Annotated in this window: 9 protein-coding genes; 2 read left to right on the top strand and 7 right to left on the bottom strand. The window is 74.1% G+C overall.

Features of this window, described 5'->3' with window-relative positions:
* Positions 1-22: 22 nt before the first annotated feature.
* Positions 23-799 (top strand): hypothetical protein, encoded by a 777-nt coding sequence (locus ACIQGV_RS21755; protein ID WP_402496685.1) that lies wholly within the window; start codon positions 23-25, stop codon positions 797-799.
* 7 nt (positions 800-806) lie between these two features.
* Here the strand turns inward: ACIQGV_RS21755 and ACIQGV_RS21750 are convergent, their stop codons facing one another.
* The gene (locus tag ACIQGV_RS21750; RefSeq protein WP_402496684.1) at positions 807-2,588 is read right to left on the bottom strand and encodes a DUF6350 family protein; all 1,782 of its coding nucleotides are present in this window, start codon (positions 2,586-2,588) and stop codon (positions 807-809) included.
* 96 nt (positions 2,589-2,684) lie between these two features.
* Between ACIQGV_RS21750 and ACIQGV_RS21745 the strand changes: the two genes are divergently transcribed.
* Positions 2,685-3,836, top strand: coding sequence for a helix-turn-helix domain-containing protein (locus tag ACIQGV_RS21745; RefSeq protein ID WP_402496683.1), 1,152 nt, complete (start codon positions 2,685-2,687; stop codon positions 3,834-3,836).
* An 88-nt stretch (positions 3,837-3,924) separates the two neighbouring features.
* Here the strand turns inward: ACIQGV_RS21745 and sucD are convergent, their stop codons facing one another.
* The 6 genes from sucD to ACIQGV_RS21715 all read right to left on the bottom strand — a co-directional run bounded on the left by sucD (position 3,925) and on the right by ACIQGV_RS21715 (position 12,659).
* Entirely contained in the window at positions 3,925-4,809 is an 885-nt protein-coding gene (gene sucD, locus ACIQGV_RS21740) for a succinate--CoA ligase subunit alpha (protein WP_402496682.1), read from the bottom strand.
* 27 nt (positions 4,810-4,836) lie between these two features.
* On the bottom strand, positions 4,837-6,018 hold the full coding sequence (gene sucC, locus ACIQGV_RS21735) for an ADP-forming succinate--CoA ligase subunit beta (RefSeq protein WP_402496681.1): 1,182 nt from the start codon (positions 6,016-6,018) through the stop codon (positions 4,837-4,839).
* 614 nt (positions 6,019-6,632) lie between these two features.
* A complete protein-coding gene (locus ACIQGV_RS21730) occupies positions 6,633-7,532 on the bottom strand; it encodes a hypothetical protein (RefSeq protein WP_402496680.1) in 900 nt (299 codons plus the stop codon).
* 226 nt (positions 7,533-7,758) lie between these two features.
* On the bottom strand, positions 7,759-8,973 hold the full coding sequence (locus tag ACIQGV_RS21725) for a VWA domain-containing protein (protein ID WP_402496679.1): 1,215 nt from the start codon (positions 8,971-8,973) through the stop codon (positions 7,759-7,761).
* The gene (locus ACIQGV_RS21720; protein ID WP_402496678.1) at positions 8,970-11,411 is read right to left on the bottom strand and encodes a DUF5682 family protein; all 2,442 of its coding nucleotides are present in this window, start codon (positions 11,409-11,411) and stop codon (positions 8,970-8,972) included. The genes ACIQGV_RS21725 and ACIQGV_RS21720 overlap by 4 nt, the downstream gene beginning before the upstream one ends.
* 123 nt (positions 11,412-11,534) lie before the next feature.
* On the bottom strand, positions 11,535-12,659 hold the full coding sequence (locus ACIQGV_RS21715; protein WP_402496677.1) for an AAA family ATPase: 1,125 nt from the start codon (positions 12,657-12,659) through the stop codon (positions 11,535-11,537).
* Positions 12,660-12,678 lie beyond the last annotated feature (19 nt).

Below are 12,678 nucleotides of genomic sequence, written 5' to 3'. Positions count from 1 at the left end.
CCAAGGGGAAGACGCTCACTTGATGCCGGACCGCAGCCTGCGACTTCTCACGCTCCCCCCGCAGTCGGCGCACGGAGGGAAGCGCGGCGGCCTGCTGTGGCGGGAGCGCCCCTCCTCGGCACCGGACGCGCCCTCGGGCGGACCGGACGACGAACGCCGGGACCAGGAGGACAACCCCTTCGCGCCGCCGCCGGAGGGCACGCCCGACCGCCCCTGGCAGCCGCGGCACCCGGCCCCCGGCGACCGGGACGGGTCCCAGGGCTCCCCGGACGGGAACTCCCCGTGGGGCGATCAGTGGAGCGACCGCCAGCCCGGCCGTTCCCCCGACGGCTTCGGCGATCGGCCCCGCGGTGACCAGGACGGCGGCCCGGGCGGCGGCCGTCCCGGCCCCGGCACGCGCTGGGACCCCGCCGACCCCGCGCAGCGCCGCGCCCGCTACGCACTGCTGTCCGGCATGTGGGGCTTCTTCTTCGCCCTCTTCGGCTGGCCGTACGTCGCCCTGATGCTCGGCGCGCTCGCCCTGTACTGGGGCATCAGCGCGCTGCGCACGCACCCCCGCCCCGCAGGCCCCGACCGCCCCGCCGCCGAGAGCCCCGCCCGCCCGCCGACCACCGCCGCCGTCGGCGGCATCGTCACGGCGTCCCTGGCCGTCGTCCTGGTCGCGGCGTCCTTCACCGCCCAGCTGGTCTACCGCGACTACTACACCTGCACCCAGGACGCCCTGACCAACGCGGCCGAACAGTCGTGCAGCCGGCTCCTGCCGGAGGAGCTGCGCGGAATCCTGGGCGCCGAGAACTAGCGGGCGGCTAACCGGGGGACCCGGAAGGCTCCGGGGGCTCCGTCCCGTCCGGCGTGGCGGCCGGCTCGTCCCGTGGCATGGCCGCCTCCTTCAGTGCGCCCGGACGCACCTCGCGGGTGAGGCCGTCGGGCCACGGGGTGCCGGACTCCGGGCCGGGATCCTCGGACAGAGAGCCGTACGGCCCGAAAGAGGGGTGGCCGTCGGTGCCGTCGCAGGCCCCGGATCCGTCGTACACCCCGGTTCCGTCGTACGCGTCGGAGCGGCCGTAGGCGTCGGGACGGCCGTACGTCTCGGGGCCGTCGTGGGTGCCGGGTCCGCGGTCCAGGGCGTCGGTCCCGGGGACGGACGGTTCCGGGACCCTGGCTCCCCGTACGGCGGCACTCGGCCCGGAGCCCGTACGGGGCCGGGCTCCGGGGGTCCGGGAGCGCTGCCGGGCGATGCCCGCACGGCGCGGGACCCGGCCGCGGCAGCGCCAGGCCCGGACGCCCAGGGCCACGGGCAGCGCGACCAGGACGCCCCAGCCCAGCGCCGCCACCCCGGCCTGCCACCACACCGGCCCGATCCGGGCGAGCGCGGAGACACCGAGCGGGCCCCCGGCGAACGCGGCCGAAGCGGCGAACGCGAGTGCGCACAGGGCGACCGCGAGGACGGTGACCTCCGCGGTGCGCCGCGCGGTCCAGGTCTCCCCCGGCCCTGCACCACCGGCCCTGACGTCGGTTCCCGCCGGGACCGGCGGCGGGGTCGACGCCCGGGCCGTGAACCGCCCCACCGTCAGCCCGGCCGCCACCGGCACGGCCACCGTCACCCAGTTCAGCAGCGTGCCGGGACCGGGTTCCGGCACGGCGGCCAGCAGCGGGAAGGGCGGCAGGAGCGGGGCCGGATCCGAGGCGAGCAGGCCCGTGACGTGCCCGGCGCTCAGGGCGAAGCCGGGACCGAGGGCGTAGCAGGCGGCCCAGACGGCGGCGTTGGGCAGCAGGGCCAGACAGAGCAGCAGGACCGCGAAACGGCCCGACCAGCCCTCGGTCAGCAGGGCGAAGGACGCGCGCGCCGAGTCGCCGTGCCACACCAGCGAGGTCCCGACCAGCAGGGCACCGCCCCCGACGAGGACGGCGAGCCCCGCGGCGGCGGCCCGCGCGGCCGCGCCGAGGCGGTCCCGGGCGTCCTCGTCGAAGCCGAGGCGGCGCGGCCCGGCCGGCAGCAGGAGCAGTGCACCGTCGAGGGCGTCGCGGGGACGGCCGTACGCCGTCCACACCCCGGCCCCGGCGGCCGCCGCCGCGACGAGCGGGAGACACACACAGCTCCAGGTCCAGTCGGGCCGCAGATCACCGCCGGCCGCGTACAGCGCGGCGGGGGCGGCGACGGCGAGATAGCCGGCGACGACCCCCGCCCAGGCGGTGCGTCCGCTCACCGGCACCTCCTGCTCACCGCCGTCCACGGCGTCCCGCGCGGCGCGGTGCAGCAGCCACAGCGGCAGCAGGGCCAGCAGCAGCGGGGTCAGCCCCACGGGCGCGGGCCCGCCGGAGAGCGTGTCGACACGCACCAGTTCGGCTCCGTGCGCCAGCAGCCACAGCGCGGCGGCGACATGCAGCGCGCCTCCGGGGCCGCTGTCCGGGTACGGCGAGCTGATCCACAGCATCATCACCAGCACCGCCAGCGAACCGAGTCCCAGGCCCGCCGCGAGCGCGCCGCCCAGGAGGCTCGCGGCCAGTCCGGACGAACGTCTGCGCAGGCGCAGGAGCAGGAGCGACAACGGCGGTCGGCGAGCGGTCATCGGGATCACGCCCGCCATGCTCCCAACGACACGCGCTTTCCCGTCGTAACAGGCGAACCTCCGACGTGTCACCCAATATGTGTTTATGTTCTTTATCGGACGAAAGGGCGCCCTGTGACGCGGAGCCCTGCGACCCCCCTCCCTCCCCCGAAGGAACGCCGACGACTGCGCGAAGCCGGTGCGCTGACCCAGGCTCAGCTCGCGGCCAGGGTGGGCGTCAGCCGGGAGACGGTGCGCGCGTGGGAGGCGGGCCGCAGGACTCCGCAGGGCCGGAAGGGGGATGCCTACGCCGAGCTGCTGGCCGAACTCGCCGGGCTCGCCGCCGGGACCCCCGAGGACGAGACCCCGCAGGGGCAGGTACGGGAGAAGGCCGAGGTGACGGCACGTCAACCGGTCGCCGTGGAGCGGGCGGCCGCCGCCGGTTCCGCCGTGCGGTCCGGGGCCGGACCGGAACCGCAGCGCGGGGAGACACTGACGCCCACTCAGGCGTTCGACGCGCTGTACGCGTTCTGCGCGCCCGCCCTGGTGCGGCAGACCTATCTGCTCAGCGGGCGCCGCGAACTGGCACGGGAGGCAGTCGAACGGGCGTTCCAGCTGGCCTGGGACCGCTGGCCCGAGGTGGCCGTCGACCCCGACCCGGCGGGCTGGGTGCGGGCGACCGCCTACGAGTACGCCCTCTCCCCCTGGCACCGTTTCCGCCCCCGCTACCGGCACCCCGAGCCGCCCCCCGCCGACGCCTCCGACCGCGTGCTGCTGGACGTCCTGCTGGAGCTCCCGGTGCCGTACCGGCGCACGCTCGTGCTGCACGACGGGGTCGGCCTGCGTCTGCAGGAGACCGCCGCGGAGACCGAGGCGAGCACCCCGGCGGCCGCGCGCCGGCTGCTGCACGCCCGTGAGGAGATCGCCACCCGGCTGCCCGAGCTGTCCGACCCCGTCGAGCTGGGCCGGCGGCTGGCCGAGCTGGCCTCCGCCGAACGGCTGCGGGCGTCCCGTCCGGCGGTCGTACGGAACGGCAGCGAGCGCCGGGCGCGGTTCTGGACCCGTGCCGCGATCGCCTTCACCATCGCGATCATCGGCGCCACCGCACTGACCGCTCGTACGGCTCCCACGCACTACGAGCCGCCGGTCGCCCCCGGAGAGACCGTGCAGGGCGTGCCCCCACGGGCGGCCCCCGGTCCGCTGTCGCAGGCGGACCGCGAACTGCGCGCCAAGCTGCGGCGGGAGCCGCTCAACGGGCCGGAGCGGCTGGTGCCGCGGCCCGGATGAGCCTGCGCGGACCGCGCCCGCGGCGGTCCGGACGGCGCGAGGCCCGCACCCCGGACGGGGTGCGGGCCTCGTGTCGCCTGTGGGGGCGTCAGCCGGCGAGGATCTCGCGGGCCAGCTTGGCGGTCTCGGTCGGGGTCTTGCCGACCTTGACACCGGCGGCCTCCAGGGCCTCCTTCTTCGCCTGGGCGGTGCCGGAGGAGCCGGAGACGATGGCGCCGGCGTGGCCCATGGTCTTGCCCTCGGGCGCGGTGAAGCCCGCGACGTAGCCGACGACCGGCTTGGTCACGTTCTTCGCGATGAACTCCGCGGCCCGCTCCTCGGCGTCGCCGCCGATCTCACCGATCATGACGATCAGGTCGGTGTCGGGGTCGGCCTCGAACGCGGCGAGGGCGTCGATGTGCGTGGTGCCGATGATCGGGTCACCACCGATGCCGACGGCGGTCGAGAAGCCGATGTCACGCAGCTCGTACATCATCTGGTACGTCAGCGTGCCGGACTTCGAGACCAGGCCGATGCGGCCCGGCTTGGTGATGTCGCCCGGGATGATGCCGACGTTCGAGCCGCCCGGGGTGATGATGCCGGGGCAGTTCGGGCCGATGATGCGGGTCTTGTTGCCCTTCTTGCCGGCGTACGACCAGAAGGCGGCCGTGTCGTGCACGGCGATGCCCTCGGTGATCACGACGGCCAGCGGGATCTCGGCGTCGATGGCCTCGACGACCGCGTCCTTGGTGAACTTCTCCGGCACGAAGATGACGGAGACGTTGGCGCCGGTGGCCTCGATGGCCTCCTTGACGGTGCCGAACACCGGTACCTCGGTGCCGTCGAAGTCCACGGTGGTGCCCGCCTTGCGCGGGTTCACGCCGCCCACGACGTTGGTGCCGTCGCCCAGCATGAGCTTGGTGTGCTTCATGCCCGTGGCGCCGGTCATGCCCTGGACGATGACCTTGCTGTCCTTGTTGAGCCAGATAGCCATGGTGTGTTCTGTCCTCGTCCTGAGTGCTTACTTGGCGGCGTGGGCCAGCTCGGCGGCCTTGTCGGCCGCGCCGTCCATGGTGTCGACGCGCTGCACCAGGGGGTGGTTGGCGTCGGTGAGGATCTGCCGGCCGAGCTCGGCGTTGTTGCCGTCGAGACGGACGACCAGCGGCTTGGAGACGTTCTCGCCACGGTCCTCCAGCAGCTGCAGGGCCTGGACGATGCCGTTGGCGACCTCGTCGCAGGCGGTGATGCCGCCGAAGACGTTGACGAACACGGACTTGACGTCCGGGTCGCCCAGGATGATCTCCAGGCCGTTCGCCATGACCTGGGCGGAGGCGCCGCCGCCGATGTCGAGGAAGTTGGCGGGCTTGACGCCACCGTGGTTCTCACCGGCGTACGCGACGACGTCCAGGGTGCTCATGACGAGACCCGCGCCGTTGCCGATGATGCCGACCTCGCCCTCGAGCTTGACGTAGTTGAGGCCCTTCGCCTTGGCTGCCGCCTCGAGCGGGTTGGCGGCGTCCTTGTCGTGGAGCTCCTCGTACTCGGGGTGGCGGAACTCGGCGTTCTCGTCGAGCGACACCTTGCCGTCGAGCGCGATGACCTCGCCGGAGGCGACCTTCGCGAGCGGGTTGACCTCGACGAGGAGGGCGTCCGACTTGATGAAGGTGTCCCACAGCTTGATCAGGACGTCGGCGACCTTGTCGGCGACCTCGGCCGGGAACTTCGCGGCCTCGACGATCTCGCGGGCCTTGGCCTCGTCCACACCGTCGACGGCGTCGACCGCGATCTTGGCGACGGCCTCCGGACGGGTGGCCGCCACCTCCTCGATCTCCATGCCGCCCTCGACGGACGCGATGGAGAGGAAGGTGCGGTTGGCACGGTCGAGGAGGAAGGAGACGTAGTACTCCTCCAGGATCTCCGGGGCCGTCTCGGCGATCATGACCTTGTGGACCGTGTGGCCCTTGATGTCCATGCCGAGGATGTTGGTGGCGTGCTCGACGGCCTCGTCGACCGTGGCGGCGAGCTTGACGCCACCGGCCTTGCCGCGGCCGCCGACCTTCACCTGGGCCTTGACGACGGACTTGCCACCGAGACGCTCGGTGGCTGCGCGGGCCGCCTCAGGCGTGTCGATGACTTCACCGGCCAGCACCGGTACATCGTGCTTGGCGAAGAGGTCCCTCGCCTGGTACTCGAACAGGTCCACGCGCTTCCGTCCCTATCAGTGATCTCGCGGTTCGTTGGATGCGTGGGCGTGCCGCGAAGGGCAACGTGACGTCCGCTGTGTCACAAGGGGAGCGCACACGGTGTCCGAGCGCGCGGCATGTCCGTCTCGCAGGTTATCGCTGCTTCCGTGAGCCCCCTAAATCGCGGGTCACACCTGAGCGGTGATACCTGTCACATGATGCCTCCCTCACTGACACGCCGTGCCACCTGTGAGCGGCGGGGCAGGACCTCACCGGACTGGGGTGGGCCCGGTGAGGCCCCGTGAGCAGCCCCGCAGGGGGCGGGAGCGGGAGATCCCCACCCCAATGGGGATCTCCCGCTCCCTGTCCGCCACCCCGTTCCCGGACCGGCCGACGGCATTCGGCTGTCCGGGGGAGGAGGGGCGGAGTCGGAGGTCCCGCCGGGCCGGACCCGGCGGGGCCCGGAGGCGGAACAGCACGCGGCCGTTACGCCGAACGGGTGACGACCGGCCGGGCTCGTACCCGGTGCCCCGGGGACGCGGTCCCACCTCGTACCCGGTGCCCCAGGGACGCGGTCCCACCGGCGGACAGCTCACGGCACGTCGCCCGCAGGCCGACGGGGGTGTGGCCCGCTCTAGCCGGGGAAGAGGGGGACGTCCCGGTGGCGGTCCCTGACACCCGGCACCTCGGCCGACGCGACGGCGCCGGGCAGGAGCCCCGTCGGCGCGCGGTGGTCCGCGGTCACGGCGTACGTGTCGGCGTGCCGCGGCGGGCCGCCGTCCCCCGCCGCGCCGTCGCCCGCCGCACCGTCCACGGGCTCCGGCCCGAGTGGTACGTCGACGCCGTGGGCGGATCTGCGGTGGCCGGGCCGGGCCGCGGTGCGGGACGGCGTGTCCGCGGGGAACGCGGCGACACGCGGTCCGTGCGCGAGGACGACGGGCTCGTCGATGCGGCGGGGGTTCCCCGACACCGTGCCCCCGGCCGCCTCGGCAGTCTCGGCAGTCTCGGCCGCAAGGACCTGCGCCTGCGCCTGCTTCTGCTTCTGCTTCTGGGTGTCGGCGGGCTCGGGCGGCGCGTCCCGCGGATGCTTCTGCTCCTGCCCGGACGGCGTGTCGGGCCGCGAGGGCGGCTCGGGCAGCGGCTCGGGCAGCCCGGACGGGGCCGGAAGGGAGGGCAGACGCGGGAGGGGCGGCAGCAGGTCCGACGCCTGCACGGAGGGGACGCGGCCGAACAGCCCCTGCGCTGTTCCCGCCGCTTCGCCGAGCGGCTGCACGATCCGCTCGTCCACGGACCGCTCGCCTCGCGCGGCACCTTCGGCAGGTTCGGTACGTCCGGCCACGGACCGGAGGACCTGTCCGTCGGCGTGGACCGTGCCGGACAGGACGTCGGCTCCGGCCGTGGCCCTGGGCCCGGACTCCGCGACCGCCGGTGCCGACTCGGCCGCCCGCGCCTGGCCGCCGTACAGCAGCCCCAGCGCGAACACCCCGCCCACCAGCAGCACCCGCAGCGCATGCCGCCCGACCGCCGTACGCATCAGACGTACGGCGGCACCGGGCGCCAAGGCCGAGCAGATCACCTGGGGGCGGGTCCTCCCGTGCGGCACAACGGATCGCGGGCGCTGCGACGCGGTGCGGTGAGATGCGGTGAGGACCGGCGGCGCACGGCGCACAGGCAACGGGCGTCGATCCTTGCACGGGACTCCTGAGGTTGTGCAAGCCCCCTGTTACCGATGGGCACTCATATCCGTTTTCCCTTCTCCGTCATGAGGTGTCCGGAATCGGAAGCGGGCGCTTCTCGATCGCCGCCGCCATCACCTCGGGAAACAGGTCCGGCGTACAGGCGAAAGCCGGAGCGTCCAGCGCCGCCAGCGCCGCCGCGTGATCCCGGTCGTACGCCGGAGCTCCTTCGTCGGACAGCGCCAACAGCGTCACGAACTGCACCCCCGACGCCTTCATCGCCGCGACCCGCCGCAGCATCTCGTCCCGTATGCCGCCCTCGTACAGATCGCTGATCAGCACGACCACCGTCTGAGCGGGTGCGGTGATCCGCGTCTGGCAGTACGCGAGCGCCCGGTTGATGTCGGTCCCGCCGCCGAGCCGGGTGCCGAACAGGACGTCGACGGGGTCGTCGAGCCGGTCGGTGAGATCGGCGACCTCGGTGTCGAAGACCACGAGCCGGGTGCTGATCGACCGCATGGACGCCAGCACCGCCCCGAACACCGACGCGTACACCACCGACGCCGCCATCGAACCCGACTGGTCGACGCAGAGCACGACCTCCTTCCGCACGGACCGCGACACCCGCGCGTGGCCGACGAGCCGCTCGGGCACGATCGTGCGGTGCTCGGGCTGGTAGTGCCTGAGGTTGGCGGCGATCGTGCGGTTCCAGTCGATGTCGTGGTGGCGGGGCCGCCGCACCCGGGCACTGCGGTCGAGGGCTCCGGTGAGCGTGGCCCTGGTGCGCCGGACGAGCCGCCGCTCCAGATCCTCGACGACCTTGCGCACGACGGCCCGCGCGGTCTCTCTCGTCGTCTCCGGCATCGCCTTGTGGAGGGACAGCAGCGTGCCGACGAGGTGCACGTCCGGCTCGACCGCCTCCAGCATCTCCGGCTCCAGCAGCAGCGCCGACAGCCCCAGACGGTCGATGGCGTCGCGCTGCATGACCTGGACCACCGGGGAGGGGAAGTACGTCCGGATGTCCCCCAGCCAGCGCGCCACGGACGGCGCCGACGCGCCGAGGCCCGCCGCACGCTCCCGCCCCGCCCGGGGGCCGTCCTCCTTTCCGTAGAGCGCGGCGAGCGTCCCGTCCATCGCGGCGTCCCGCCCCAAGAGCCCGTGCCCGGTGCCGTCCGCCTCTCCGCCTCCCAGAACGAGCCGCCACCGCCGCAACCGCTCCTGCTCCCGGTCTCGCTCCTGCTCCTGCTCCTGCTCCTGCTCCTGCTCCTGCTCCTGCTCTCCAGGGTCGATCGCCTTCATACGTTCACCCCCGTCACCTCGTCGCCGTCCGCCCTCGGCGGCTCCCCGTCCAGGCCCAGCAGCAGCCGCACCACCGGCAGCACGGCATCGGCCCGGCCGGGGTCGAGGCCGGCGGCGAAGCCGGGGACACCGGGGCGCGCGGTCATGCTTCTGCCCCGCTCCCCCGGACCGCGCCGCACCAGCTCACCGAGGGTGCGCCGCACTCCGGGCTCGTACGCCGAGAACGTGCGCCGCAGCAGCGGCAGTACGTCGGTGAAGGACTCCGCCCGCACACCGGTCAGCCAGTCGTCGACCAGGCCGAGGAGCCGCTCGTCGTGCACCAGCAGCAGTCCTCCGCCGGATGCGCCGCCCACGAAGCCCTCGATCCACGCGGCTGCTTCGGCGGGCGGGGTTCCCGGCGACAGCGCCAGCCCCATCAGCCGAGCCGCCTCCTCGACCGCGAGCCGCCCGTCGTCCAGCAGCAGCCGCACGGCCCGGCCCCGGACGACCCCGGGCACGGCGTCCCGGCCGGAGAGGATCTCCAGCGCCCGCTGCCAGCGGACCCGCAGCCCTGCGTGGTACGCCCGGCCCGGTGTCTCCGCTTCGGCCAGCAGCCCCACCGCCCCGTGCACGGCGTCCACATGACGGCGCATCTCCTCGGCCGCGTCCGTGTCCAGCGCGGTGCAGGCCGGGGGCAGTCCGACGCAGACCCGCTCGGCGAGACCGACGGCGACCTCCATGAGCGCGCCGGTGTCCGTGCCGCGCACGTCTCCGTAGCGCAGGGATCTGACCAGGGCCGGCAATGCCTGGGCGAGACGGCCGACGTCCGTGTCGAGGGCGGCCCGGTCCGTGAGGATCCGCATGACCGCGGGGAGCGCCTCCGCCAGGCCGGCCAGCAGACACCGCTCGGCCAGCGCGGTCACGTCGGCCAGGCTCCGCGCGGCGAGGGCGTCCGCCTCGGCCTTCCCGGTCGCCGCGGACAGCACGGTCGTCCCCCACACCCCGGCCTCGGCCACCCGCAGCGACAGCTCCGGCTCCCAGCGCAGCCGCCAGGTCTCCCGGAACGTCCCGGTGCTGCCGCGCGAGGCCGCCGGTTCGCCCCAGGGCACGCCCAGCAGCCGCAGCCGGTGCAGCAGTCTGCTGCGCTCCGCGTCCGTCTCCCTGCGCACGTCGAGCTCCAGCTCGCGCCCGGCCGCCTCGGGCCTGAGCCGCAGCCTGCGCTGCGACCGGTCGAGGTCCCGCTGCAACGGCACCGCCGGCGCCGAGGCGGGGACCTGCCCCAGGGCGTCCCCCACCACCAGCCGGTCGTGCACCAGGGCCAGCGGGACGTCCGAGCCCTCGCACATCACCGCCCGCACCGCGTCGGTGGTCTCGCCCAGGCCGGGCAGCGGGCGTCCGCGCAGCGCGGCGAGCGTCTCGGCCAGCCGCACGGCCTCGATGACATGCGCCGGGGAGACGGGCCGGTCCTCGGCCCGCAGCAGCCCCGCCACCTTGGTCATCCACCGCTCGACGGGCCGGTCCGGCGCGGCGAACAGGTGTCCGTACCAGCCGGGCGAGTCGATCCCCGCCCCGTATCCGCCGGCCCGGGCGAGTCTGCGATACGTCCAGGGCACCCAGGTCAGCTCGGCCTTCACCTTCGGCAGCCCCTTCAGCAGTGCCCGGTCCGCGGCGACGGTCGTCCGCCGCCGCAGCGCCGGCACATGCCACGCCCCGCACACCACGGCCACGGCACCGCCGAACTCCCGCTGTGCCGCCCGTATCCGGAGGCGCATGTACGCCTCACGCACCGGATCCCGGTCGTCACCGCCGCTCCCGCAGGTGTCCCGCAACGCGCTCATGGCCTCCTCCACGGCCGTGAACGGGGCGAGCACATCGGCGTCGCCCGCGTCACGGTGCTCGACCACGTCCTCCCACCAGCGCTCGGGATCGTCGTACCCGGCGGCCTCGGCGAGCGCGACGAGCGGATCGACCCGGACGTCGGCCCGGCCCGGGCCGTCCGGATCCCCGTTGTCCGGCGTGTCGCGGGTGTCGTGCGCGTCCCGCGCATGCGGCGCGTCCTGTGTGTACTCCTCCCCCTCCTTCTCCTCCTTCTTGTCCTTCTCCCAGGCCAGCGTGTGGGTGGCGGGCAGATCGACGAAACGGGCCGGAACCCGGTGGTCCAGGGCCCAGCGCAGGGCGATCCACTCCGGTGAGAACTCGGCCAGAGGCCAGAACGCCGACCGGCCGGGCTCGTCGACGGCGTGGGCGAGAAGGGCCACCGGCGGCCGCATGGCGGGATCCGCGGCCAGCGGCACGAGCGCGTCGGCCTCGGGCGGCCCCTCGATCAGCACGGCACGGGGCCGCACCGCGTCGAGGGCCGCCCGCACGGCTCGTGCCGACCCGGGCCCGTGATGCCGCACACCGAGCAGCACGGGCCCTTCACCGGTAGGTCCGGCCGGAGCGGGTTCAACTCCGTTCACGCATCGCCCCTTTGCGCCGCGCCTTCCGGCCCGGCCAGCGCGTGTCGTCTTCGGAGCCGCCGCAGACACCGGCCTTCGCCGCGGCCGGGCGGCTCTTCGTCCGTCCCCAGATGGATGTGTTGTTCACGCGGTCACCTCCCGGCAGGCGCGGTAGAAATCGGTCCAGCCGTCCCGCTCACGGACGACGGTCTCCAGGTACTCCCGCCAGACGACCCGGTCGGCCGCAGGGTCACGGACGACGGCGCCGAGAAGCCCGGCGGCGACGTCGCCCGGCCGCAGCACGCCGTCGCCGAAGTGAGCGGCGAGCGCCAGACCGCTGGTGACGACGGAGATCGCCTCGGCCGTGGAGAGGGTGCCGCTGGGCGATTTCACCTTCGTACGGCCGTCGGCGGTGACCCCGCCGCGCAGTTCGCGGAAGACGGTCACCACACGGCGGATCTCGTCGATCCCGTCGGGCACCGCGGGCAGGTCGAGGGAGCGGCCGATCTGGTCGACGCGCCGGGAGACGATGTCGACCTCCGCCTCCATGCTCTCGGGCAGCGGCAGCACCACGGTGTTGAAACGGCGGCGCAGCGCGCTGGACAGCTCGTTGACCCCGCGGTCGCGGTCGTTGGCGGTGGCGATCAGGTTGAAGCCCCCGACCGCCTGCACCTCCTGGCCCAGTTCCGGTATCGGCAGGGTCTTCTCCGACAGGATCGTGATCAGCGTGTCCTGGACATCGGCCGGGACACGGGTCAGTTCCTCGATCCGGGCCGTCATGCCGCGGGCCATCGCCCGCATGACGGGGCTGGGCACGAGGGCGTCGCGGCTGGGCCCGTGCGCGAGGAGCTCCGCGTAGTTCCAGCCGTAGCGGACGGCTTCCTCCGGGGTGCCGGCGGTGCCCTGCACGAGGAGGGTCGAGTCGCCGCTGACGGCCGCGGCCAGATGCTCGGACATCCAGGTCTTCGCGGTGCCGGGGACCCCGAGAAGAAGCAGGGCGCGGTCGGTGGCGAGTGTGGTGACGGCGACCTCGACGATCCGGCGCGGCCCCACGTACTTCGGGGTGATCGCGGTGCCGTCGGGCAGGGTGCCGCCGAGCAGGTACAGGGCCACCGCCCACGGCGACAGCTTCCAGCGTTCGGGGCGCGGCCGGTCGTCGTGCGCGGCCAGCGCGGCGAGTTCTTCGGCGAAGGCGTGCTCGGCGTGCGGCCGCAGCACCTTCGGCTCGGTCGTGGGATCTTCGGGCTTCGTTTCGATGGACACGGACATGGCTGAGTGCCCCCTCCGG

Source organism: Streptomyces sp. NPDC093094 (genome assembly GCF_044754345.1).
In the GTDB taxonomy this organism is placed as follows: Bacteria; Actinomycetota; Actinomycetes; order Streptomycetales; family Streptomycetaceae; genus Streptomyces.
This window is presented reverse-complemented; position numbering and strand designations above follow the sequence as displayed.